Source organism: Sphingobacterium daejeonense, assembly GCF_901472535.1.
Lineage (GTDB): Bacteria > Bacteroidota > Bacteroidia > Sphingobacteriales > Sphingobacteriaceae > Sphingobacterium > Sphingobacterium daejeonense.
Genome location: NZ_LR590470.1, coordinates 1,508,151 through 1,533,263, shown reverse-complemented (window position 1 = coordinate 1,533,263; position 25,113 = coordinate 1,508,151). Strand labels below are relative to the sequence as shown.

Sequence of the window (25,113 nt, the reverse complement as noted above, 5' to 3'; positions counted from 1 at the left end):
TAAGCATATAATCATTAATATGTTTATCCTTTTTAACATGTAAAAAACAAAAAAACTATTGCAAAGATAATGGTATTTTTCAAACCGGTTCGTTTTTTTTGAAATAAATGGCAGATAAGTTTCTCTTATCCGCCATTTATTTTTATTCCATGAGCATTATAGTGTCAGTTACATTTCCTGCTAGCGTTCTTTTAAATCTTTCACTCAATAATATCGAATCAGAAATTCATTATTAATTTAACACTGATATTTCGTCCCATATTGAATACACCCATACGCCCGGTTACGGGGTTTTCAGAAGCATACTTCAACCTACTTAAATGGTTCTTACATCAACAAGGTTGTCGTCACTGATGTCCAAAGACATTAAGTCGCTTCGGTTGAATACCTTTATATATTTCTTTTTGCGTATTTTCTGTTTTCTTTTCAATACTTATAAATTGACGTCCTTTAAAATTTCATCCGCTGTATTCGTACCGCATTAAGAATAGCCAATAACGCCACGCCCACATCAGCAAAAACGGCTTCCCACATTGTAGCCAATCCACCTGCACCAAGCACCAATACAATTCCTTTTACCACAAATGCCAATGTGATATTTTGCCAAACGATTTTCTTTGTCTTTTTTCCAATATTGATTGCCATTGGGATTTTGCTCGGCTTATCGTCTTGTATGACCACATCTGCCGTTTCAATAGTGGCATCGCTTCCCAAACCGCCCATTGCGATACCTACGTCGCTCAACGCCACAACGGGAGCATCGTTCACGCCGTCGCCGACGAAAGCAACGCTTTCGCCTTTGGCTTTAATTTCTTTAACCCTGTTTACTTTATCTTCGGGCAATAAATCCCCAAAAGCATTATCTATCCCCAACTGCTCCGCTACATACTTTACCACTGTACTTTTATCTCCGCTAAGCATAGTTGCTTTCACATTGAGTTTATGCAATAAACGGATGGTTTTCTCTGCATCTTCTTTGATACTGTCGGCAATCGTAATGTAACCGACAAATTTGTTATCGTAAGCAACGGCAATGGTCGTATAAACGATGCTGTTCGGATCTAAGTCGTATTGTATTCCAAACTTGTTCATCAGCTTGAAATTTCCAACCAACAAGTCTTTACCATTTACGGTTGATTTCAGCCCGTGTCCAGCAATTTCCTCTGTATTTTCTAAGCGGATTGTATTATCCAGTTCCCCCACGTATTCGTGAATAGCTGTCGCTACGGGGTGCGTACTGTGGCTTTCCAATACATTGACCAATTGCAAAATTTCATCTTGATTGAACGCTTTGTCAAATACCACTTCTTGAACCTTGAAAACACCCTCTGTCATTGTACCCGTTTTATCCATTACCACATTTTGGATATTGGAAAGGCTATCTAAAAAGTTACTTCCTTTGAACAGTATTCCGTTTTTGCTCGCTGCTCCAATGCCACCGAAATAACCCAATGGAATACTGATTACTAAGGCACAAGGACAAGAAATAACTAAGAATACCAAAGCCCTGTACAACCAATCCCTAAACTCATAATCAGCTACGAAAAAGTAAGGCAGCACACAGATAGCGACCGCTAACAGTACCACTATAGGGGTATATATTTTCGCAAACTTGCGGATAAATAATTCCGTTGGTGCTTTTTGTGAAGTAGCATTTTGTACCAATTCCAAAATTTTACTCAACTTACTATCCATATATGCGGTTGTGACCTGCACTTGTGCAACGGTATTAAGGTTTATCATACCTGCCAAAACCGTTTCGCCTTTGGCTTTGGTGTCGGGTTTGCTTTCGCCTGTGAGTGCTGAGGTGTTGAACGATGCCGTTTCAGACAATAATTCTCCGTCCAAACCTAATTTTTCTCCCGGTTTCAATTGTATTATTTCGCCGATATTCACGGTTTCCGCCTTTACAGTTAGGGGTTGGTCGTTTCTTAAAACCGTTACCTCATCAGGTCTTTGGTCGAGCAATGATTTGATATTTGCTTTGGCTCTGGAAACCGCCATTGTCTGAAAAACTTCTCCAACAGCATAAAACAACATCACGGCAACGCCCTCGGGATATTCGCCAATGGCAAATGCCCCGATGGTGGCAATGCCCATTAAAAAGAACTCTGAAAAGATTTCCCCTTTTCTGATGCTTTTCACGGCATCTGTCAATACAGGAAACCCAACGGGAGCATACGCAACCACATACCAAATAATCCTTACCCAACCCGTAAACCATTGCTGTGGAAGCCAATGATCAAATGCTATGGCAGCAAGCAACAATACCAATGATATTATACTCGGCAAAAACATTTTAATTGGACTACTCTCACTATGACTGTGGTCGTGTCCTTCATCATCGCCGTGGTCGTGTTGATGCTTTTCATTTACCAGCTCTTTTGCACCTGCTTCGGTGTAAATTTTTTCTTCCAGCGTGCAACAAGTCATTTTGCCTTGTGCATCATACGTATGCTTATGATTTTTGTCTGTATTTGTCATAGCCTTTAATTTTTTAGGTTCGTTACACTTTTATTTCTTATTATTTCTACGTTATTATTCATTATATACCTCACGATATACTGAAAAACAAATCGCTTTAACGCATTTAGCTTTTGCTGATGCTTAGAATAAAATTCATCGGGTGTATCAAAAACGCCAAAGTCCTGATTGATGCCCTTATCCTGAATAAACGTATTGTTGAGGTTCCATTCAATCGGTGGGTTCTCAAAATTATCGGTATAAACCCCGAAACCACAAAATGTGGTTTTGCAATCGCTGTTCTGCTCCTGCAATTTGGTGAGATAGGGTTTATCCAAAATCACACCTTCTAAAAAATACCACTGTTCATTTACCCATACTTCTACCCAGCTATGTAAGATGTTTTGAGGCGAAAGTTTGTACCAAATACCCGTAATAGCTCCTTTTTGCAAGGCTTTGTCAATGGTAAAACCGTGAATGCGGTTAGGTATTCCCGTTGCTCTTAATAACGTCATTAGCAAAGTCGCTTTGGTATTGCACTGTCCATAGCCATCCTGCAATATTTCTGATGCAGGTATATCGTCCGAAACATTGTAGCCAAATTTTATTTCATCCCTGACAAAATTGTAAATGGCTTTAACTCTTGAAACATTGCCCAAATCTTTCCACCCTCTTTGTTCCAATAGCTCTTGTATAGAAACGTTTGAGTAGTCAAGGATTTTTGTTTCTTTAAGATAGTTATCCATAACACATTTATATTTATGACAAAGATACACAGGAAGAGCCTGCAATGCTATTGCAAACTCTCCTTTAAACAGTTCTCGCAAATACCTTTACCAAATAGTTTTATTTCGTCAATACGGTAATTTTGGTTTCCATTCTGCGGTATTATAAAATCCTCCTTACAGGTTGTCTGTTTACAGATTTTACAATAGAAATGTAAGTGCCAATCTTTGTGTGTTTCTTCATCACACCCATCGTGACACAAAATATACTTAACGGTAGTGTTCTCCTGAATACTGTGTACAATGCCTTTTTCCTCGAAAGTTTTCAAAGTCCTGTAAATCGTAACCCTGTCTGCTTTATAGAAATGACTTTCGATTTCAGATAAGGACATCGCTGTCTGCTGTTGCTCCAAGAAATCATATACCAATATCCGCATACTGGTCGGATTGGTGTTCTTTGACAACAGCTTTTGTTCAATGCTTTTTTTCATTATATACCATTTTAGTGAGCGTGACCGTGTTCTCCGGTATCATTCATTTTTGCATTCACAAAAAACGCACCTTTTATCACGATATGTGTACCGTGTGGAATTTCATTTACAGGCGTTATCGCCGTGTAACCCAATTGAGAAGCACCTTTAACGACCTCCATTCTTGTAAATTGAGTTCCATTTTCCGAACCGTGGTCGTGAGCCTCATCTTCTTTATGGTCGTGCGGTTCTTCTTCCTGCTCCTTGACCAAAAAGATGTAATATTTCCCGTCTGCATTGACAACCGCTTCGTTGGGTACAGCCGTACTTAATACATCATCTAAACTTACATTTCCGGTTATGCTCATTCCGTCAATCAATCCTGTTTTATCTCCGGTAATTCTGCTGTGAACGGCAATGGTTTTGCTCTCTCCGCTAAAAGATGAACCTATACTATAAACTTCGGCAGAATGGGTCTTATTGGGGTTGTTGGTTACGACAAAATCTATTTTCTGACCTATTTTGATTAGGGGAATATCTTTTTCATAAACCTGTAAGTCCAAGTGCAATGCTGTGTTCTCTATTATTTCGGCAATAGGCGAAGACACATCTACATAGCTTCCGATTTTGGCAAAAACGTTACTTACCGTACCGCCTATCGGACTTGTAACGACCAACGAGGATTTAAGGCTGGAATTTGACAGGGAAGCCGGATTAATGCCCATCATTTGGATTTGTTGTTGTAACGATGCTTTTCGTGTTCTCAACGTGTTCAATTCAGATGTGGCACTTTGCAGGTTTTTCTTTGCACCTGCATTTCCCTCGTTCAGCTCTCTTTGTCTTGCAACTTCCTGCTCTGCAAATTCTATCCTGCTATTGATGCTTAGGTATTCTTCCTGTAATTGTATGAATTCCGGATTGGAAATAGTGGCGATGACCTGACCTTTTTTTACGAAATCGCCTATCTCCACATTGAGGGATTTGATAACGCCGCCAAACATTGAAGTTGCATTTGCCTTGTTGCTGTTGGGTACTCTCAATCCACCGTTGGCTTTCAATGTTGCGGACAATTGTTTCTGTTCAATCATCCCGATTTCGATACCTACAGCTTTTATCTGTTCATCGGTCAGTACCGCAACGTTTTCTTCTTCGTGTTCGTCCGTTGTTGCTGCTGCTTCGCTACCGTGATTATGTCCGTCGTCCTCCGTATGTTTATTTGTACAGGCGTTCAAAGCAAAGATTGCTACGAGGACAAAAACGCTGAAAACTATATTATTGATGATACGTTTCATATTTTGTATTATTTGCTGATTAATGAATGAATAAGCGTTACAGCCTCATTGATTTGCTGTATGCTCTTTAGATAATTAAGCTGAATATCGGTTGTTGTCTGCAAGGCAAAGAGGTACTCCACATAAGAAATATCTCCGGTACTGTACCCTAACTTTGCCGCATTGATGATTTCATCAGCATTCGGAAGTGCCTGCTCCTTGAAATAGGTAAACTGTGAAACATTCTGTTCATATTGTTTCAGGGCATTTGCCAACTCCGTTTTTAGCTGCTGTTGTTGCCATTGGGCATTCAGTTCCAATGATTGTTTTTGATAATCAAGGGAACGGATTTTCGCTCTGGTCGTAGTAAAGAGTGGAATGGTTATGCCTACATCAACAAAACTGAACCGCTGTCCTCTGCCGTAAAATTGTTCCACGCCGTTTCTACTGTGCATTCCTATCAGCGATATATTATTATAACCGAACGTAAAATCAGGCAGGCTGTTTGCCCGTTCCAACTTCTTGTTCTGTTCAGCGATTTTAGCCTCCTGATACAATAGCTGGATGCTTGGGTGGTTTTCAATAGCTGAACTGTCTATGAAAGAAGTCAAAAGTAATGGTTCATAGTCTGATTTGGGTTCAATGGCAAAATCTTCCTTTGTCTGCATCAGGTTTTTAAGATTCTGATAGGCATTTTGCCTGAAGACCTCATTTTGCTGGAGCAATATATTGATTTCCCCCTTTTTGGTAACAGCCGTACTGACTTCTATCCGCCCTATATCTCCTGTTTTATAACGCAGCTCCGCCACACGGATAAAGTCTGCATAAATACTATCCAAATACTTCAATACCGAAGCATTATGTTCCAGATACGCTAACTGATAATAATATGTTCTTACCTGCTTTCTTAGCTCATTTTCTGTCAGAGCCTTTGACCATTCCTGCCCTTTGACTTGCTCTTTGACAAGGTTTTTCTTTACCCCAAAAAGTGTTGGAAAGGGTATAGTCTGCGAAATTTGGAAACCGTCATTGTACTCAAATCCATCTGTATTCCCATATTGGAAATTTAAATCGGTTTTCGGTAGCTCATATGCTGTCTTACTCAAACTTTGGGTAGATTGAATCTCCAATTTTTTGGAACGGAGCTGAGGGTTATTTTCCATAGCTATTTCGATAGCTCTATCTACGTTTACAGGATTTTGTGCATTACTGGTTTGAGAAAAGCCTAAGAACGTAAACAGTAACAATATAGGTGTTATGGCTTTCATTTTATTATTTTTTGTAGGCTTATGATTTCTCATAAATACGAGGTATAGTAAAGGCAGTACGAATAACGTCAATGCCGTTGCTGACATCAATCCGCCGATAACGACCGTTGCCAACGGTTTTTGTACTTCTGCACCCGCACTTGTACTCAATGCCATCGGTAAGAAACCTAAACTTGCTACCGACGCTGTCATTAATACGGGTCTTAGTCTTGTTTTAGCCCCCTCGATAATTCTCGGGATAATCTCGTTCCAACCCTCTTTTTCCAATCTGTTGAATGTGGAAATCAGTACAATCCCGTTCAGAACAGCAACACCAAACAAAGCGATAAACCCTACACCTGCTGATATGCTGAATGGCATATCCCTCAACAATAGGGCAAACACACCTCCAATGGCACTCATCGGGATAGCTGTATAGACCAAAACGGCTTCCTTGAACGAATGAAACGTGAAGTACAATAAGATAAAAATCAAAAGCAGGGCGATAGGTACTGCAATCAGTAATCTGTCAGTAGCTTTTTGGAGGTTCTCAAACTGACCGCCATAGGTAAAATAATATCCTGTCGGTAGCTTAACCTGTTCAGCCAACTTATCCTGAATTTCTTCTACAACACTTGCTACATCCCGCCCTTGTACATTAAATCCGACATATATCCTTCGTTTTCCTCCTTCACGGCTGATTTGTGCAGGACCTAATTTATAGTCAATGTTGGCAACCTGCGAAAGTGGAACCTGCTCTCCGTTTGGAAGTGGAATAAACAGATTGCTCACATCCTCAATAGAACTGCGGTGTTCTTCATCAAGCCGTACCACCAAATCAAATCTACGCTCATTTTCATAAACCACGCCTGCTGATTTACCTGCAAACGCAGTACTGACAATATCGTTTATCTCCTGTACATTCAAGCCATAGTTGGCTATTCGGGTACGGTCGTATTCGATATTAATCTGTGGAAGACCTGCTATCCGTTCTACCTGCGGAGCGGTTGCACCCTCTACCTTTTGAATAATGGCATTGGCTTTATTGGCATAAATCAACAAACTGTCGAGGTTCTCTCCGAATATTTTCACAGCTACATCTTGCCTGATACCCGTCATCAGTTCATTAAACCTCATCTGTATCGGCTGGTTGGCTTCAAAGAATACACCGGGAATAACTTCGAGTTTCTCCATCATTTCATTGGAAAGTTCGTCATACGATTTCTTTGTTTTCCATTCGTCCTGTGGTTTAAGAATAATCATCAGGTCGGTCGCTTCGGGCGGCATCGGGTCTGTCGGTACTTCGGCAGCCCCCGTTTTTCCTACAACCATTTTTACTTCGTCAAACTCCTTGATTATCTTAGATGCCTGCATAGAGGTTTCCAGACTTTGGCTTAAGGATGTTCCTTGCGGCAAAATACAATGGAAAGCAAAATCGCCCTCGCCCAATGTTGGCAGGAACTCTCCGCCCATCCGTGAAAAAAGGAATATACTAATGGTAAAAAGTCCGACGGCAACCGCAATAATCACATATTTTATCCGAATGGCTTTTTCTAACAAAGGCTTATAAACCCCTTGAAGATAGTCCATCATTTTGTCTGAAAAATTCCTTTTGGTAATCGGTTTTTTAGACAGACACAAGGCACTCATCATCGGGATATAGGTAAAGGACAAAATCAAAGCTCCCAAAATGGCGAAACTTACGGTCTGCGCCATTGGCGTAAACATTTTTCCTTCTATGCCGACCAAAGTAAGGATAGGAATATAAACAATGAGGATAATGATTTCTCCAAATGCTGCACTCGTACGGATTTTTCTTGCAGATTCATACACCTCCTCGTCCATTTCTGCCTGCGTAAGTTTTTGAGTGGATTTCCGTAAGCCCAAATGGTGCATTGTGGCTTCAACAACGATCAGCGAACCGTCCACTATCAATCCGAAATCAATAGCTCCCAAACTCATCAGGTTGGCACTTACGCCAAATAACCTCATCATTCCCAATGCAAAAAGCATTGATAACGGTATAGCTGATGCGACGATTAAACCTGCCCTGAAATTCCCTAAGAAGATAATCAATACAAATATTACGATTAATGCACCTTCAATTAGGTTTTTTTCGACAGTACTTATCGCTCTATCTACCAGGTTCATTCTATCCAAATAAGGTTCTATGACCACATCATCGGGTAGAGATTGTTGGATAACCGGTATTTTTTCTTTGATGTTTTTTACGACCGTAGCAGTGTTTTCTCCCTTGAGCATCATTACAATACCTCCCACAGCATCTACTTCGCCGTTATAGGTCATTGCTCCGTATCGGGTAGCGTGACCAAATTGTACTTTTGCTACATCTTTGATGAATACCGGAACACTTTCCGTATTTTTAACAACAATATTACCTACATCTTCCAGTGAAGTGACTAAACCAATTCCCCGAATGAAGTATGCATTGGGTTTCTTATCAATATAAGCGCCTCCGGTATTTTGGTTGTTGTTTTCGAGTGCAGTAAAAATATCGGAGATACTGACGTCCATCGCTTTGATGCGGTTAGGGTCAACGGATACCTCGTATTGTTTGAGCAGACCGCCGAAACTATTAACTTCTGCAATTCCCGGAGTACCGTAAAGTTGTCTGGCGACAATCCAATCCTGCATTGTCCGTAAATCCATTGCAGAATATTTATCTTCGCTTCCTTGTTTGGGATGGAGAATGTATTGGTACACTTCGCCAAGACCTGTACTGACAGGAGCAAGTTCAGGCGTTCCAACTCCATCAGGTATCTGGTCTTGTGCTTCTTTCAGCTGTTGGCTTACCAACTGTCTTGCAAAATAAATATCGACATTGTCTTGAAACACTACGGTTACAACAGATAGTCCAAACCTCGAAACACTTCTTATTTCTTCTACTTTGGGAAGATTGACGATACTTTGCTCTACAGGAAATGTAACCAGTTGCTCCACCTCCTGTCCTGCTAATGTTGGTGACAGGGTAATAATCTGAACCTGATTGTTTGTAATGTCAGGTTGGGCATCAATGGGGATTTTCGTGGCACTCCATACCCCCCAAATGATGAGTAATAAGGTCATTAATCCTATAATGAACTTATTCTTTATAGAGAATTTTATAATGTTATTTAACACTTTTTGTGATGATTAATGATGGATAAATAATGATAAAATCATAATGATTATGTTTTTAGGGAATATAAATACCCTAAAAACCAAGCTAACGCTGTTAGCATTAAGCTGTAATCATTTAAACATTAAAAATTATGCATTAATCTTTGGCGGTTGCCAAATTTCTCCCAGATAGAGGGATATAAAGATAGATTTATAGTAAACTTTGGCCTTAGACAAGTCAAAGGTCTTCTTAACTAAGTTATATACATTCCATTGAAGCACTATGCCCGACACCATTCCACAACAACCGCATAAACAAAACGGACTGCACATATCAGGTTTTTCCTGATGGTCGTGGCTTGCTTTATGGCTAATTCTTCTGAATGGTTATGGTTTTGAAAACTCTCCTTTTCATAAATATCGGTACAAGGCATTAAAAATACCGCCATCATATAAATTGCCAATATGGAAAAAAAGACTTTCATATTCTTTTGCAAAGTTAGTAAAAAAGTAATGCAATGGCATTGCATTGTTTTGAATAATTACTATTTTATATAATATCCTTTTTCATTCTGAATATTTGTTTTACATACTGTTCAAAACAATATTGGCGACACTCCATACTAAATTTAAGAAGAAGTATCGCCAATATTTTTTAGTCTATACTAAAAATTTCCACTTGTACCTTTATTACTCTTGCTGTATCAAATGCTGTAAGTTCGGGTCATTCTTAATCCGTTCCATTTCACTTTCGACGATATGCAGAATATCTGATTTTATCTGACGGTAATTGCTTTCAATTTCCTGCTTCATTTTATCCTCGCCTTGCTCATCTACAAAGGATAGGATTTGCGGTATCTTTTGATAGGCTTTTGTTTCGGCGGCTACCTTTTCATTATCGACCACGATTTCTGCGTGAAATATCTTTTGTTCGATACGATCGTCAAAATTATCCGATACAGAACCGACAAACATACCCTGCGTTAAGGTTGAAATTTTGGAAGCCGGAATAAGGCTGTCTAATTGTGTAGAAATAGAAGTTGATTTATCATTACGGTTTATCGTCATACTTTGACGTTTCTGTAATACTTTTCCAAAACGTTCCGAAAGGCTTTTTGCCGTTTCTCCTACAACCTGTCCACTGAATACATTACCTACGGTGTTTTGAATAACTTTAGCTTCTTTATCGCCGTAATCACGTATCAACTGCGAAAAGTCCTGAAAGCCCAAGCACACAGCCACCTTATTACTTCTCGCCGTTGCGATAAGATTGTCCAACCCTCTAAAATAAATCGTGGGCAACTCATCTATAATAACCGAACTCTTTAATTGTCCTTTCTTATTGATGAGCTTGACAATTCGGGAGTTGTACAAGCCCAAAGCTGCGGAGTAGATATTTTGACGGTCGGGATTGTTACCCACGCACAAAATCTTCGGCTCGTTCGGGTTGTTGATGTCCAATGAAAAATCATCGCCTGTCATAACCCAATACAACTGCGGTGATATCATTCGTGACAAAGGGATTTTAGCCGATGCAATTTGTCCCTGCAACTGGTCTTGTGCTCCGCCTTGCCAAGCATCCATAAATGGTGAAAGATAGTTTTCCAAATCAGGATACGAAGTTAAAATGGTAAATACATCCGAATACTTTTTATTCAGCAATTCAATGGCGTGTGGAAAGGTGCAATACTTACCATTCTCGTAAATTTTTAAAAACCAGATGATAGCCGCTAAAAGAATAATTGGAGATTCGACAAAGAAATCTCCTTGTTTTTGTATCCAGCTTCTGTTGAGGTTCAACATAATCGTGTAAGCGGCTCGTAAGCATCGGATATGTCAGTCATAAAATCTGGATTGAGCGGATTGCAACGATGGCTCTTGCGTGGATCGTCAAAGTTGATGACGTAGAACTTTGGTTTTATTTCGTACTTATCCTGATGTTTCAATAAATGATTATAAGCAATAGTAGAAAGGTCGTCAAACTTGAAATCGTAGATATACATCGAAAAACCTTTTTCAATTTGTTGCTTGATATAATTGTTAACGACGGCATACGATTTACCAGAACCCGGAGTCCCCAAAACAATCGTTGCTCTGAAAGGATTTACGATATTGATCCAGCCCTTGTGTTCCTTTTTATTGTACCAAAATTTAGTAGGCAGGTTTACGGAATATTCATTTTCCATCAATTTGGTTTCCTGCATAAAACTTTCGTTCTCCATATTGAAAACATCATCCATCAGGTTGTTTTTCAATAACCTGCTTATCCAAACCCCAGCCATCAGCAAAGCAATATAACCTAGTCCGATAGTCAGTATATAAAAGAATGTGCCAATGATGGGCGACAACTTTAACAGTGGTGTATTCAGAAAGAACAGCAAAAAACCAATTCCCAAAGCCACGTAAATCTTTGACCAGGTTATCTTCTCGTTCTTCACGCCTTTGGTTCCCAAACAGCTTAAAGCCAATAACACGATTGCAAATACTTTGGTATATAAAGTATGCGAAAACAAACCGGCTGTTCGGTCAAAATTCCCTAATATTTTATTGATTACTTCTAGTGTCCAGCCACGTTCCATAAAGAAACCATAACAAAACCAATAAAGATGCATCAGTACTAATAGAATACTAACTGCTCTCATAAAAGCCATTATTTTGGCTAAACCTCTTAAATCGTCTTCTCCTTGCATTATTTTTAATTTTAATGTTCGGGCGTGAATTTAAAGACTATAAAGATTGGCTTTGGAAAAGTGGTAGTGGATGGCGGTGAGTGGCAGGGTTCGGCTGGGTCTAAGAGGTATAGCTTCTATACCCCTTTTATATAGTAATATTTATAGGTAGTAAAATAAAAATACTTTAGTTATATCGACCTTCTTTTGTTTTATACCCGTTAGCAACATTTTTTGTTTTGCTGAATAGGTGGACAAGGAACATTTCCATAACTACAATAAACACAACAGTCGCCTTGCTTTGGTTTAAGAACATGTTTGCACTTTTCACATTCGTAAAAATATTGGCAAGCATCTGTCGGCATTGTTTCTTCTTTCTTGTGTCCGCAGTTGGGGCAAGTGATTATTGATTGCAATTTGATTTCCATTTTAATTTTAATTTTTCGCGGTTACAGAATACCCTGTTGAGTTTATTGCTTTTTCAATTTCAGAAATATTTGTTTTCGAGTTGTCAAACTCTACGATTGTATTTCCATTTTCATAAGAAGCTTTTAGATTGACAATCCCTATCAATTTATTCACTTCGTGATTTATGTGTTCTTCACAACTTGCACAAGTCATTCCGCTAATCGTAAATTCTACTTTTTCAATATTGGATTTGTCCACTATTATGATTTGCTTTTCTGTCTTTGGGTAGAAAACACTTGAATAATATGGAAAAGCAAGCATTACTATTGCAAATGATGTTACAATTCCTAAAAACGTTTTCGACTGAATGAATTTTGGTTTTTCTGCTGTTTCACAATTGCAATCAATTTGCTTTTTAGGCTTTAACTTTTGATACCAAGCAAAACCAAGAACCAAAATTGTCAAACCGATAAAATACGGTCTGAAAGATTCAAGCCAAGAAAAAGTGGATGCAAGTCCGCTTGTTCCTGCAATGAGAGCCAAAACTGGTGTAACGCAACAAAGTGAAGCTGCAATTGCAGTCAAAAGTCCTGCGCCGATAAGTTTGTTGTTTGTTTTCATATTGCTTCTATGACTTTGTTTTCATCAAGTATTTTAAAAAACGGTTTTAGCAATTTTTCATATTCCTTGGTCAATGAATAAAAAATAGTTTGGGCCTCCCTGTCTGTTTCTACTAGATTACGGTCTTTAAGTTTTCGTAAATGTTGTGAAACTGCCGAGATTGTCATTCCAAGAACGTCGCTTATATCGCAAACACAAAGTCGTTTTTCTTCGTAAAGTAGGAAGAGAATTTTAAGTCTTACGGTATTTCCTGCCAATTCAAGCCCATTCGATAAATAATCAAACGAATCGTTAAGCTCTAAAACCCGGTCTTTACAGCGGTTTATTTGTTCAATGTCTGCTTGTTGACGTATACAAGAATTATTACCCATAGTGCAAATATAGTTAATTCGTTTATTTAAGCAAATGCTAAAATACAATTTAACAAATCGTTTTAAAAGCAGATTTTAATTCCAAAAGATGACTTACTATAGTCTTCTTTTCTTTTTCTTCATCCTATTAGCAAAATCCTGTTCCTCGTAATCTTCCCCCTGTGCTTCAGGTATGAGCAAACCTCCAAAGGCTTCTATCAAACCGTCTTCGTGTTTTTCAGTATTTAAGAAGTCGAACAAATGATGTGGTTCTTCCGCAGGTAAATCCTCCGTATCAGTTGGTTTGGACAATTTTGGTAGGGGTGCAACTGGCTCTTTAATCTCCGCTTTGATATTATTGTTCCAATAATCATTAAAGGTATTGGCAGAAAGTTCTTTTGCCAATCGTGAACCGTTCCAAACGCTTTTAGAGTTGTGGTCAATGAACGACATACCGTAAATTCGTCCGGTATCGTTTCTGCGTATCACTACATTGATACCTTGCTCGCCTAACTGTTTTTTAAAGCTCAATTCGTCAACCGTTGATTGCAGGGCAATGGTAACGGCTGATTTTAAAGTCTGTTTGGTTGCGGTATCTTTCAGGGTTGTTTTGCATTTCGCAAAATGCAATTCCAAAGCCGGAAGCCCTGCGTTCTTTCCGAAAAACGAAGCCTTGAACGGATGTCCTGCTTTTTCGCCTTTCTCATTCAATGGAATGTACAATAAACCCTGCTGTGCCTTTCCGTGTAATTCTCCCTCCACTTTCTCGGTGGTAATATTGAACAGGGAAAGCAAAGCATTGTATTCTCCCAAAGTTTGGTATTGATAATAGTTCGGCAAGTGGCGAATGACCGAAGCAATCTGACTTTTTATATCACTTGCCCGATAATCCACCGGACGAAAAACCTTATCATTGTGATTACGTTCTTTGTCCGTTGCGGGTATCAGACCGTGTTTTCTTTCCAGTTCACGGCATACACACATAGACCGCATTTTCTCAAAACTATCCGAAATTTTCACGCCCTGTTCGTCCACGCAGACCGATACGATATGGATATGACTACGGTCAATATCGGTATGTTTGAAGACCACAAAAGGCTGTTCGCCGTAACCCATTTCACGCATATATTCTTCCGCCATTTCCCTAAACTTATCATCATCTACATTATCCTTGGGATCAGGATTGAGCGAAATATGCAACGTATGTTTCTCGGTATTGCGGTTGGCGATGAGATAAGGAGCAAAAGATTGGGCTAATTGTGCTACGGAATAATGTCCGTTAGCAGTTTCAATTATCTTATTGGCGAACAAAATTTGTCCATTTTCGTTCTCCACTTTGAGCTGATTATATGCCAAGGCTCCGTATAAATTTGCGCTTCTACCAATTTTCGCAATCATTTCTGCTGTTATTTTTTCAGATATTTTACATCAAATTCTTCCGTTATCTGGACAATTTCTTTAAACAAGGCGGTCATTTCAGCCGTATGTTTTTCCAATTTATAGAGATATGCTGGCTGCCTTTTTCTCCGAAAAGTTCTTATACAATAGCTTTACGACCTGATTATAATTCACGCCAATAGATCGAAATTGACTGTGAAACGAAGTCAATCGCATATAAAAATCAATTGTTCCTTTGTCTATTTTAACAGATTTTATCGTCTTATCGAAGATGCAAGAGGTTATAAAATGTGCCTTAACCTGCATACCGGACTTTTCAAATAAGTCAAGAAAACGGGCATGCTCTTCCTCATTAAAGGAAATCGTGTACCGGATTTTAGCGGGATCGTTTTTTAGAGGACGCCCGCCCTTTTTTAACTGCTTTCTGCTGTTTTTCATTCATCACTAATCCATTTTTAATTCATACAAAACGCCGACTTCGGAGGACGTTTTCTGCCCCGGCAGGGCAAGTTGTTTTGAGCATCGGAAATCTTTTCGAGATGCTCAAAACACAACTTGCCGTGTTCTGGTGAACACAAAAATCCGCCCTTCGGGACGGATTAAATGTAGCAGGGATAAACGGCTTGATGCCGTTCTGCTTTTGTCCAGTTCCTCAAGATGCCTTTGCATAAATCTGTTAATAAAATTCTATATACAAAGTAAGACACTACTTATGAGAGCATCACAATCAGACACATAGCCAAACACTGCCTTTGGGTGCCAAAGACTACCACCCATCAATAACGAGCCGATTCAATCGCTTTATTTGCCGTATAGTTTTAGTGCAGGTAATAAAAATGTAATGAGGATAAAAAATAAATTGGGTTTTAGTACAGAAATTTTGGAATAAAAGCATAGGGTTTTAAAAACATAAAACTGTAAAAGCATAAAAGCGGTAAAGCAATTTACAAGTTGTAAGGTTTTCCAGTTGCTAAAAATGATTACCCACCAAGCGGTAATAAAAGCAAATAACAATCAAGAAAATTTCCAAAAGGGGAATACAGGCATATAGGAAATAGGTACTATTTAAATAAACCAATATTCAAACCTGCCAAACAAATAAAATGTGTAACAATAAATCTTTAAATAATGGAAACAAAAAAGAAAACTTTAAAAATTAGTTTTTCAACGCCTAAAGGCGGTGTTGGAAAATCTACTATGACCGCATTACTTTCAAGTGTATTGCATTATCGTTTAGCTTTTAATGTCCTTGTAATGGATTGTGATTTCCCACAACACAGCTTAGCCAATATGAGGGAAAGGGATTTGAAAACTATTATGCAGAATGATTACCACAAAAGAGCTGCAATGAAGTTGTATCAAAGTATCAATAAAAAAGCATATCCGATTATCAGTTGTAAACCGGAGGATGCCTTGTCAAAGGCTTTAGAATACGTAAATCAATCTGCAATAGAGCCTGATATAACTTTTTTTGATCTTCCCGGAACAGCTAATACAAAAGGTGTGCTCACGACCTTAAGAACAATGGATTTTATTTTTTCTCCAATTAGTGCTGACCGTCTAGTTATGGAAAGTACACTGAGCTTTACTAAAGCATTCCTTGGCTTGCCCGAAACGGAGGAGAGTAATGAAGATCAGAAAATGTGGATGTTTTGGAATCAGGTAGATGGTCGAGAGAAAACAGGAATATACGAGGCTTATCAAAGCGTTATTAACGAACTCGATTTATCTGTGATGAATTCTCGGATAATGGATAGTAAACGTTTCAGAAAAGAGACGGACGATACACCGAACAGTGTATTTCGGTCAAGTCTGTTACCTGCCGAACCTCAACTAATGAAAGTAACGAGACTGGATTTATTTATTGAAGAATTTTTAAAAATTGTTAATCTCTAAAATAGTTAAGTATGTCAACAGATAAGAGAAGAAAAGATTTTGATAAGCCCGATGTTGATGAAGAATTAATCATGAATATCATGAGTGGTAATCAATCTGTTACTATACCCGAAGTTATTCAACAACAGAAAATACAGAAGGAAACAAAACCAAAAGCCCGCAATAGCTCCCTAAAGAAGGTGGATTATGAGGAGACATTTCTGGTCAATCGTTTTCCTTCAGGTCGAAACGGAAAGGTCGTTTACATTCGTCCAGAATATCACGAAAGGTTGTTACGTATAGTACAATTAACAAGAGAAGAAAAGACTACACTCTATTCTTATATCGACAACATTCTTGAACACCATTTTAGAGAGTACGGGGACGATATTACAGATTATTTCAACGAACGTTTTAAACCAATTTTATAGTTATGGAAATTGTAATAGTAATATGCCTGCTGATCGTCATTGTCCTGCTTTTGCAGGATAAGATTATCATTAAGAAAAGGTCAAAACAAAAACCTCCGCAAAAGAAAGTCAATCCGGATCTGCCCGATATTATGGGACAGCCCAAACCCGTAGAACGCCTTTCAGTGCCAAACACTGCCAATGAACGCCAGATTGAGGAACCAGAGGTAAATCCCGATAATTTAGACATTGAATACGACGAAAATGAAAACAGGAGTATTCAGATTCCGCAGGAAGAGCTGGATGAAGTTTTTAGCAATCAACCTGATTTTGAAGAAGAGGAAGAAGAATGGAACAGGTACGGAATATCTGGTGGCGATAATGGTTTTGCCCAAGGGGTTACCTTTGAAGAACTAAGCTCCGTGGGGATGTTGCTTCAGCAAGAAAAACTGGAGTCATCTCAAAAGGAAACAGCGATAGCAATCGTTCAGAAAATACAGGGAACCGAATTATTTAGTCTGCTGGAAAATTCTATAGCGGGTGCATCCAGTAAAATTGCCAAGCTATTGGATAGCTCACTCTCATCTGAAACGGAAATCAGTTCTTCCACTTTGCGGAACAATGATTTAGATGATTTTGATATTGGGGAGTTTGTCTGAAACGGAATTATTTTAATTGAGCCTGAAAAACTAAATTTCAGGCTCAACTTATTTTTACATTTACTTTGCCAACTTCAATATTCTGTAAGCCCCTCTTGCTACAATTACAAATACAATAGCTCCAATAATCAAATCTGGATAACTTGAATTGAGCCAATTAACTAAAAGACCAGCAACAATAACTCCCGAATTGATAATGACATCATTTGATGTGAATATCATCGAAGCCTGCATATGCGCTTCTTTACTTTTGTTCTTTTGTAAAAGATAAAGGCAAAATACGTTTGCAATCAATGCTAAAACTGAAACGACAATCATTGTCTTGAAATCGGGCATAGCTTCAATTCCCATACAACGTCTGATTACTTCAACGAAACCTATAATAGCCAGTAAGACTTGGAAGTATCCTGCAAATCTGGCGATGTTGTTTTTTAAAGCGATTGTTCCACCCACGGCGATTAATGCCAATGCGTAAACGACACTGTCGGCAAGCATATCCAAACTATCGGCTACCAACCCCATTGAGCCTGAAAAAACACCGAATAACATTTCCAATCCAAAGAACAGGAAGTTGATAATCAATACGATCCAAAGTAATTTCCGTTGCTTGTTGCTTGTATCTGTTTCAACAACGAAATTACTTTTTTCGGTTGAAACCAATGTCGTATTTAGATTCAGTGTTCCCAGAGCCAAAAAAATTGGCTCTGGGTTTCCATCGTGATAAACGTCTAATTTTCTATTGGCTATATCGAATTCCAATCCTTTTACCGTATCAAAGTCTTGCAGTTTCATACGGATTAATTGCTCCTCGCTTGGGCAATCCATTTTAGTTATATTGAATATGGTTTTTTCCATTTATTTTAAAGCTTAAATTTTATTCCTCCGTTAATCACAAATCCGTCCAAAGGTGCATAATTGTCTTTAAAAACTGGATTGGTTATTGTTCCTGTATAAATGCTGTCAAAGCGTGTTTGTCGGGTGTCGAGGAAGTTTTCAAAGTTGATGTACAGAGAAAATCTTTCCCAAATCTTTTCAGCCATAAATCCAGTAATAAAGTAATCTTTGCCCGTAGTTCCATTATTCAGTTTTTGGCGACTGAAATAATAGGCTTCCAGACCAATTTTCCATTTGTCTTCTATTTCATACATCAGGATGGAATTAATGCGGTGTTTTGGTGTTAAAGGGCTTTCTACAGTCGTTCCATTATGGTGTAATCGGGCATCTGTATAGGTATAACCCAAAAACAATTTCAGGTCATCATAACCAATTTTAATATTGGTTTCTGTTCCTTTGGTATGGATGTAGCCAGGAGAATTAACAAACTGATACAGATTTGCCGAGGAGTTTTCAAGTAACAAGGGATTATCCAAATAGGTGTAAAAGAACAATTGATTTATGCTAAATGACCAATCTTCCCCAATGTAGGTGCGGTAATTGATGTCTGCATTTGCTCCATAACTTTTTTCCAATTTATTGGTCTTGTCGTCAATGGGGATTACATTTTGATATTGTAGGCGTTCGCTTTCTTCCGTAAAAATGGTAGGTGTTTTATAGCCAAATCCACCACCAACTCGTGAAGTTAAGCCCTCGGCAATGTGGAATAGAGCCGAAACTCTCGGTAAGAATACCACCCCATAATCCACAACATAATCCGTTCTAAAACCTGTTTCCAATTGAAACCAATCCGTAGCATTAAAAGAATTTTGTACAAAAGCACCGAATGTAGTCTGATTATAATCTCTCAACGGAGATGCCATAATCTGCTTTTCTTTGAAATTATCCGTCCAAATATTAATACCTGTGACCCATTCCGATTTTTCAGTACTGTTGGTGTAGTTGGCTTCGGTAAAACTTGCTGTTTGTGTTCCCTCAAACTTATAGTTTGGAATGGTAGTATTTCGGTTAAAATAACTTACACTATTTTTGACTTGAACAGTACTGTTTTCATTGATGATATGGTCGAAAATAAATTGTGTGGAATAGCGTTGTGTTTTATTTTCCTCAAAATATTGGTTTGTATTATCTCCATTTCCTTTGATGTAAAGCATATCACCTCCCAAACGGCTCTCGATCGTTGTGTTGATACCGAAGTTCAGTTTCGTCTTTTCATTGAAATAAACGAAGAGCTTCGGATTCAGTACATAGCGTTCGAATTGTGGAATAGCGGATAGTCCGTTCTTAGCAGGATCATAAGCTGCGTTACGGTTATGGGAAGCAAATATAGTTGTTCCAATTTTATTAAACCTTTGTCCATAAAAGCCGTTTATATCCAAACCCCTGCCGGATGTTCCATTGAGGTGAAAACCTAAATCTCTCTCATAGGTCGGCGTTTTGGAAATCAGATTGACCAGTCCAGCTATTGCTCCGCCTCCATATAGTGTAGATGTAGAGCCTTTGATGACTTCTACTTGTTTGAGGTCAAGTGGTGGTATCTGTAACAAACCCAATCCACTTGAAGCACCTGAATAAATGGGGAAACCGTCTTTCAGGATTTGTGTATATCTTCCATCAAGTCCCTGAATACGAATACTTGCATTGGCACTGGTAGGCGAAGTGGTTTGTACGTGAATACCTGTGCTTTCCGCTAAAAGCATACGAATATCTCCCGGTTTCATGTTCCCTTTTTCGCCCAGTTCTTCACTTCCAATAAATTCAATACGGGTAGGGATATTTTGTATACTCCTTGTGCTTCTTGTGGATGAAATGACAACTTCCTCTAACTCCTCTGAACTTTCTTTGAGTAAGATTTCAATAGGACTGTTGTCAGCTAATGGAAATTCCAATGTATCTATATAGTCGTTAAAACCGATATAGCTAAAATGTATTTCCTGTATCCCATCAGGAATATTTTCTATTATGATGAGACCGTTTTCGTTTGATGTAGCGGCAAGCGAGGTTCCTTTTATAGATGCTGTCACTCCAATCAAAAGATTTTTGTTTTCACTGTTTCTAATAACAGCATTTAAAATGTTTTGTGCAAATACACAGAGATTTAGTGTCATAAAAAATGACACAAAGACTATTTTTTTCATTGTATAAAAAAACATTAATGTTTGAAAAATGAGAATTGACGGTTTGTAGCACCGTAATCTGTTATTGTGCCGAAGACACTAAAAACATTAATTAATCTTAGGGGGTTGCCAAATGGAAGAGAGGAAGTCTGAAACAGCTGACGCTGTTATTACACCTAATTTCTTTTTAGGTTGTTGGACATAATTGGATGTTAAAGCATAAAAGGAAGTAATTACAAATCCAGTACAGGTATTGCATTTAGAAAAAGGCGAGCAACATTCCATACCGCAATCGTCGCTATCTTGTTCTTGACTATTTGTTGTTTGATTCACTAGGTCAAAACATTTATCTTCCATAAAGCTTGGCAAGGTCGATAAGACCAAAACCATTAATGCTAATATGTACGACAAGGATTTCATTTTACGAAGATAGTAAAAACCTCTCTCTTCCTGTCAACACCTCTCTATTTTCTTTAGCAATTCAGCCACCCACAGCCAAACAATTCCTCTCACTGCCACTTTGTTATCACGCCTTGATTTCTAAAACACCTTTGTCCCGAAAGTCCGCAAGGTGCGGGATAACAGTAACAAATTAATGTGTTTCAATTATGAAAAAACAAAGTAAAAAGTTTTGCTGGCAGCCGTAGCAATGCTGTCAGGAATGGGTGCGTTCGCACAGGGAAACGGGTCGGCAGGTATCAACGAGGCTACCCAAATGGTAACGTCTTATTTCGACCCTGCCACCCAACTCATTTATGCGATTGGGGCGGTTGTCGGCTTAATCGGAGGTGTTAAGGTGTACAACAAATTCAGCTCGGGCGACCCCGACACATCGAAGACGGCGGCTTCGTGGTTCGGTGCGTGTATCTTCCTGATTGTTGCGGCTACTATCCTGCGTTCATTCTTCCTGTAAACCTCTGCCTTATGAACAGTTATAACATTAACAAAGGCATTGGCAGGACAGTGGAATTTAAAGGGCTGAAAGCCCAATACCTGTTCATATTCGCTGGTGGTCTGCTCGGTACGCTCATCTTCGTGATGATATTGTATATGGCTGGCGTAAGTAATTACGTCTGCCTGTTTCTCGGAGCTGGCGGTGCTTCGCTCATTGTATGGCAGACCTTTTCGCTGAACCGAAAGTACAGAGAACACGGACTAATGAAAGTAGGTGCGAGAAAACGACACCCTCGCTACATTATTTGTCGTAAGCCTGTACGCAGGTATTTAAAATTCACTCCTAAACCGAAAGCCGTATGAGAAATGTAGCCAAAACAACCACATTGGAACATAAGTTTCCACTCTTGGCAGTAGAAAACAACTGTATCCTGTCCAAAGATGCGGACATAACCGCCTGTTTTGAAGTACGATTGCCTGAGCTGTTTACGGTAGCATCGGCTGAATACGAAGCTATTCACTCCGCCTGGCATAAGGCGATTAAGACATTACCCGATTTTACAGTCATTCACAAGCAAGATTGGTATATCAAAGAAAGCTACACTCCCGATTTGGCACAGGAAGACCAGAGTTTTCTTTCCAAAAGCTATCAACGGCATTTCAACGAACGACCATTCCTGAACCATTATTGCTACCTGTTCCTGACAAAAACGACCAAGAACAGAATGCGTATGCAAAGCAATTTCAGTTCGCTTTGCAAGGGTACGCTTATTCCAAAGGAAATCAATAAGGAAACGATACATCAATTTATGGAAGCGGTCGCACAGTTTGAACGTATCGTGAATGATAGCGGTTTTGTAAACCTGCGACGTTTGACCGAAGACGACATCATCGGAACAGACGAAAAACAGGGATTGCTGGAACAATACCTTACACTTTCGAGAGAAGCCGGAACACCAATGCAGGACATCGCATTAGGAGCGGAAGAAGTGCGTATCGGCAACAAAAGGCTGTCTTTGCACACCTTGTCCGATACGGACGACCTGCCTGCAACTGTTTCGGCTGATACCCGCTTTGAAAAGCTATCTACCGACCGGAGCGACTGCCGTTTGTCGTTTGCTGCACCCGTAGGGTTGTTATTGAGCTGTAACCACATTTACAATCAGTACCTATTCTTGGATAACAGCGAGGACAACCTGCAAAAGTTTGAGAAATCTGCCCGTAATATGCACTCTTTAACCCGTTATAGTCGGGCGAACCAAATCAATAAGGAGTGGATTGAGAAGTATCTGAACGAAGCACACAGCTTCGGGCTATCTTCTGTAAGAGCACACTTCAATATTATGGCTTGGTCGGAAGACCCTGCGGAACTCAAACAGCTAAAGAACGATTGCGGTAGTGCGTTGGCACTAATGGAGTGTAAGCCCCGCCACAACACGACAGACGTTGCCACATTGTATTGGGCTGCAATGCCAGGCAATGCTGGCGATTTTCCGAGTGAGGAAAGTTTCTATACGTTTATAGAACCTGCCTTGTGCTTCTTTGCAGAAGAAACGAATTACCACAATTCGCCCTCTCCGTTCGGTATCAAAATGGCGGACAGGCTTACAGGAAAACCAATCCATTTGGATATTTCCGATTTGCCGATGAAACGTGGGATTATCACGAACAGAAACAAGTTCATACTTGGTCCGTCAGGTTCGGGAAAATCTTTCTTCACTAACCATATGGTACGCCAATATCACGAACAGGGTGCTCACGTTCTACTCGTAGATACGGGTAACAGTTATCAGGGATTATGCGAACTCATCAAAGGAAAAACCAAAGGCGAAGACGGTGTTTACTTCACGTACACCGAAGATAACCCGATTGCGTTCAATCCCTTTTATACCGATGACGGCGTGTTCGACATCGAAAAGCGGGAAAGTATCAAAACTCTGATACTCACTCTTTGGAAACGGGACGATGAACCGCCGACAAGGTCGGAAGAAGTAGCATTGTCCAATGCTGTTTCCGGTTACATCGAACGTATCAAACAAGATGATACTTATCCGTCATTTAACGGCTTCTATGAGTATGTAAAAGACGACTACCGCAAAGTATTGGAGGAGAAACAAGTCAGGGAAAAAGATTTTGACATTGCCAATTTCCTGAATGTTCTCGAACCCTATTACAAAGGAGGAGAATACGATTATTTGCTCAACTCCGATAAGCAGTTAGACCTTCTTTCCAAACGCTTTATCGTGTTTGAAATTGATGCGATAAAAGACCACAAAATCCTCTTTCCCATAGTCACGATTATCATTATGGAGGTGTTCATTAACAAAATGCGCCGACTGAAAGGTATTCGCAAACTTATCCTGATTGAAGAGGCTTGGAAAGCGATTGCAAAAGAGGGAATGGCAGAATACATCAAGTATTTGTTCAAAACCGTGCGTAAGTTTTTCGGAGAAGCCATTGTCGTAACACAGGAGGTCGATGATATCATCCAGTCGCCCATTGTGAAAGAAAGTATCATCAATAACTCCGACTGTAAAATCCTTTTAGACCAACGCAAGTATATGAACAAGTTTGATGATATACAGGCAATGTTGGGGCTTACCGACAAAGAAAAAGGTCAGGTACTTTCCATCAATATGAACAACGATGCAAGCCGCTTGTACAAAGAGGTTTGGATTGGTTTAGGTGGTACGCACTCGGCAGTCTATGCCACCGAAGTTAGTTTGGAGGAATACCTCGCCTACACCACAGAGGAAACCGAAAAGATGGAAGTGATGCAGCTTGCTGCGGAACTCGATGGTAACGTAGAACTCGCTATTAAGCATATCGCAATGCAACGGCGGGACAATTCAAATCAATAGTCATTAACAATTTAAAAAATCAGAACAATGAAAAAAGTAATGTATCTGGTGTGTACGGCACTGATGCTCGCCGTAGCACCGTCAGCAAAAGCCCAATGGGTTGTAACCGACCCCGCTAATTTGGCTTCAGGGATTATCAACAGTGCGAATGAAATCATACAGACTTCTTCCACCGTGAGTAATGTGATAAAGAACTTCAACGAAGTAAAGAAAGTGTACGACCAGGGCAAGGAGTATTACGACAAGCTGAAAGCTATCAACAACCTTGTAAAAGATGCCCGTAAGGTGCAGCAAACCGTACTCTTGGTGGGCGATGTGTCCGAAATGTACGTGCAGAACTTCGGCAAGATGATGAACGACCCCAATTTTTCGCCACAGGAATTGGTCGCTATTGGCAACGGTTATTCGGCACTGCTCAATGAAAGTACCGAACTGCTGAAAGAACTAAAGCAGATTGTAACCTCTTCAAGCCTTTCGCTGAATGACAAAGAGCGTATGGACATTATTGACCGTGTGTACAAAGAGGTAAAGGATTACCACAGCCTTGTACGCTACTACACCACTAAGAACATTTCTGTGAGCTACCTAAGAGCGAAAAAGAAAAACGATGCCCAAAGAGTGCTTGAACTCTACGGAACTGCTAACCAAAAATACTGGTAAA

The 25,113-nt window shown here is 39.4% G+C and carries 18 protein-coding genes and 2 pseudogenes; 7 read left to right on the top strand and 13 right to left on the bottom strand.

What is annotated here, in order from left to right; all coding sequences use genetic code 11:
• Positions 1-450 precede the first annotated feature (450 nt).
• The 11 genes and pseudogenes from FGL31_RS07315 to mobA form a co-directional block, all read right to left on the bottom strand.
• Positions 451-2,484 (bottom strand): heavy metal translocating P-type ATPase, encoded by a 2,034-nt coding sequence (locus FGL31_RS07315; RefSeq protein WP_094258249.1) that lies wholly within the window; start codon positions 2,482-2,484, stop codon positions 451-453.
• Between the two features lie 5 nt (positions 2,485-2,489).
• A complete protein-coding gene (locus FGL31_RS07310; RefSeq protein WP_094258315.1) occupies positions 2,490-3,209 on the bottom strand; it encodes a transglutaminase-like domain-containing protein in 720 nt (239 codons plus the stop codon).
• A gap of 47 nt (positions 3,210-3,256) precedes the next feature.
• Positions 3,257-3,679, bottom strand: coding sequence for a Fur family transcriptional regulator (locus FGL31_RS07305; RefSeq protein ID WP_094258248.1), 423 nt, complete (start codon positions 3,677-3,679; stop codon positions 3,257-3,259).
• Between the two features lie 11 nt (positions 3,680-3,690).
• A complete protein-coding gene (locus tag FGL31_RS07300; RefSeq protein ID WP_094258247.1) occupies positions 3,691-4,950 on the bottom strand; it encodes an efflux RND transporter periplasmic adaptor subunit in 1,260 nt (419 codons plus the stop codon).
• A gap of 8 nt (positions 4,951-4,958) precedes the next feature.
• Complete coding sequence (locus FGL31_RS07295) at positions 4,959-9,263, bottom strand: CusA/CzcA family heavy metal efflux RND transporter (RefSeq protein ID WP_232046362.1); 4,305 nt, start codon at positions 9,261-9,263, stop codon at positions 4,959-4,961.
• A 723-nt stretch (positions 9,264-9,986) separates the two neighbouring features.
• A pseudogene (gene mobC / locus FGL31_RS07285) lies at positions 9,987-11,986 on the bottom strand (conjugal transfer protein MobC).
• 200 nt (positions 11,987-12,186) lie between these two features.
• Complete coding sequence (locus tag FGL31_RS28830; protein WP_002993202.1) at positions 12,187-12,393, bottom strand: GDCCVxC domain-containing (seleno)protein; 207 nt, start codon at positions 12,391-12,393, stop codon at positions 12,187-12,189.
• 7 nt (positions 12,394-12,400) lie between these two features.
• Positions 12,401-12,994, bottom strand: coding sequence for a mercuric transport protein MerTP (gene merTP / locus FGL31_RS07275; RefSeq protein WP_002993200.1), 594 nt, complete (start codon positions 12,992-12,994; stop codon positions 12,401-12,403).
• A complete protein-coding gene (locus FGL31_RS07270; protein WP_002993197.1) occupies positions 12,991-13,365 on the bottom strand; it encodes an ArsR/SmtB family transcription factor in 375 nt (124 codons plus the stop codon). The genes merTP and FGL31_RS07270 overlap by 4 nt, the downstream gene beginning before the upstream one ends.
• 96 nt (positions 13,366-13,461) lie before the next feature.
• Positions 13,462-14,742, bottom strand: coding sequence for a conjugal transfer protein MobB (gene mobB, locus FGL31_RS07265; RefSeq protein WP_138090278.1), 1,281 nt, complete (start codon positions 14,740-14,742; stop codon positions 13,462-13,464).
• A gap of 8 nt (positions 14,743-14,750) precedes the next feature.
• Positions 14,751-15,180, bottom strand: a pseudogene (gene mobA / locus FGL31_RS24835) (conjugal transfer protein MobA).
• Positions 15,181-15,870: 690 nt separating this feature from the next.
• Here mobA and FGL31_RS07255 point away from each other — a divergent pair.
• From FGL31_RS07255 to FGL31_RS07245, 3 genes are read left to right on the top strand one after another with little or no spacing between them, the layout of a single operon-like run.
• Complete coding sequence (locus FGL31_RS07255; RefSeq protein ID WP_002993188.1) at positions 15,871-16,638, top strand: ParA family protein; 768 nt, start codon at positions 15,871-15,873, stop codon at positions 16,636-16,638.
• 11 nt (positions 16,639-16,649) lie between these two features.
• Positions 16,650-17,048, top strand: a complete 399-nt coding sequence (locus FGL31_RS07250; RefSeq protein WP_002993187.1) for a DUF3408 domain-containing protein — start codon at positions 16,650-16,652, stop codon at positions 17,046-17,048.
• Between the two features lie 2 nt (positions 17,049-17,050).
• Positions 17,051-17,686 (top strand): hypothetical protein, encoded by a 636-nt coding sequence (locus tag FGL31_RS07245; protein WP_002993186.1) that lies wholly within the window; start codon positions 17,051-17,053, stop codon positions 17,684-17,686.
• A gap of 60 nt (positions 17,687-17,746) precedes the next feature.
• Here FGL31_RS07245 and FGL31_RS07240 read toward each other — a convergent pair whose 3' ends face one another.
• Both FGL31_RS07240 and FGL31_RS07235 read right to left on the bottom strand, forming a co-directional pair.
• The gene (locus tag FGL31_RS07240; protein WP_094280386.1) at positions 17,747-18,541 is read right to left on the bottom strand and encodes a cation efflux transmembrane domain-containing protein; all 795 of its coding nucleotides are present in this window, start codon (positions 18,539-18,541) and stop codon (positions 17,747-17,749) included.
• Positions 18,542-18,546: 5 nt separating this feature from the next.
• Positions 18,547-20,718 (bottom strand): TonB-dependent receptor, encoded by a 2,172-nt coding sequence (locus tag FGL31_RS07235; protein ID WP_138090276.1) that lies wholly within the window; start codon positions 20,716-20,718, stop codon positions 18,547-18,549.
• A gap of 628 nt (positions 20,719-21,346) precedes the next feature.
• Here FGL31_RS07235 and FGL31_RS07225 point away from each other — a divergent pair.
• The 4 genes from FGL31_RS07225 to FGL31_RS07210 are packed head-to-tail and all read left to right on the top strand — an operon-like array spanning position 21,347 to position 25,112.
• A complete protein-coding gene (locus FGL31_RS07225; protein WP_138094704.1) occupies positions 21,347-21,610 on the top strand; it encodes a DUF4134 domain-containing protein in 264 nt (87 codons plus the stop codon).
• Between the two features lie 11 nt (positions 21,611-21,621).
• Positions 21,622-21,954, top strand: coding sequence for a DUF4133 domain-containing protein (locus FGL31_RS07220; protein WP_002993179.1), 333 nt, complete (start codon positions 21,622-21,624; stop codon positions 21,952-21,954).
• Positions 21,951-24,452, top strand: coding sequence for a TraG family conjugative transposon ATPase (locus tag FGL31_RS07215; protein ID WP_138090274.1), 2,502 nt, complete (start codon positions 21,951-21,953; stop codon positions 24,450-24,452). Before FGL31_RS07220 ends, FGL31_RS07215 begins: the two co-directional genes overlap by 4 nt.
• A 27-nt stretch (positions 24,453-24,479) precedes the next feature.
• The gene (locus FGL31_RS07210; RefSeq protein WP_002993177.1) at positions 24,480-25,112 is read left to right on the top strand and encodes a DUF4141 domain-containing protein; all 633 of its coding nucleotides are present in this window, start codon (positions 24,480-24,482) and stop codon (positions 25,110-25,112) included.
• Position 25,113: the final 1 nt, after the last annotated feature.

Bases quoted from the DNA above. Each gene is read 5' to 3' on its own strand.
- FGL31_RS07315 (WP_094258249.1), bottom strand. From the start codon at position 2,484: ATGACAAATACAGACAAAAATCATAAGCATACGTATGATGCACAAGGC.
- FGL31_RS07310 (WP_094258315.1), bottom strand. From the start codon at position 3,209: ATGGATAACTATCTTAAAGAAACAAAAATCCTTGACTACTCAAACGTT.
- FGL31_RS07305 (WP_094258248.1), bottom strand. From the start codon at position 3,679: ATGAAAAAAAGCATTGAACAAAAGCTGTTGTCAAAGAACACCAATCCG.
- FGL31_RS07300 (WP_094258247.1), bottom strand. From the start codon at position 4,950: ATGAAACGTATCATCAATAATATAGTTTTCAGCGTTTTTGTCCTCGTA.
- FGL31_RS07295 (WP_232046362.1), bottom strand. From the start codon at position 9,263: ATGACCTTATTACTCATCATTTGGGGGGTATGGAGTGCCACGAAAATC.
- FGL31_RS28830 (WP_002993202.1), bottom strand. From the start codon at position 12,393: ATGGAAATCAAATTGCAATCAATAATCACTTGCCCCAACTGCGGACAC.
- merTP (WP_002993200.1), bottom strand. From the start codon at position 12,994: ATGAAAACAAACAACAAACTTATCGGCGCAGGACTTTTGACTGCAATT.
- FGL31_RS07270 (WP_002993197.1), bottom strand. From the start codon at position 13,365: ATGGGTAATAATTCTTGTATACGTCAACAAGCAGACATTGAACAAATA.
- mobB (WP_138090278.1), bottom strand. From the start codon at position 14,742: ATGATTGCGAAAATTGGTAGAAGCGCAAATTTATACGGAGCCTTGGCA.
- FGL31_RS07255 (WP_002993188.1), top strand. From the start codon at position 15,871: ATGGAAACAAAAAAGAAAACTTTAAAAATTAGTTTTTCAACGCCTAAA.
- FGL31_RS07250 (WP_002993187.1), top strand. From the start codon at position 16,650: ATGTCAACAGATAAGAGAAGAAAAGATTTTGATAAGCCCGATGTTGAT.
- FGL31_RS07245 (WP_002993186.1), top strand. From the start codon at position 17,051: ATGGAAATTGTAATAGTAATATGCCTGCTGATCGTCATTGTCCTGCTT.
- FGL31_RS07240 (WP_094280386.1), bottom strand. From the start codon at position 18,541: ATGGAAAAAACCATATTCAATATAACTAAAATGGATTGCCCAAGCGAG.
- FGL31_RS07235 (WP_138090276.1), bottom strand. From the start codon at position 20,718: ATGAAAAAAATAGTCTTTGTGTCATTTTTTATGACACTAAATCTCTGT.
- FGL31_RS07225 (WP_138094704.1), top strand. From the start codon at position 21,347: ATGCTGTCAGGAATGGGTGCGTTCGCACAGGGAAACGGGTCGGCAGGT.
- FGL31_RS07220 (WP_002993179.1), top strand. From the start codon at position 21,622: ATGAACAGTTATAACATTAACAAAGGCATTGGCAGGACAGTGGAATTT.
- FGL31_RS07215 (WP_138090274.1), top strand. From the start codon at position 21,951: ATGAGAAATGTAGCCAAAACAACCACATTGGAACATAAGTTTCCACTC.
- FGL31_RS07210 (WP_002993177.1), top strand. From the start codon at position 24,480: ATGAAAAAAGTAATGTATCTGGTGTGTACGGCACTGATGCTCGCCGTA.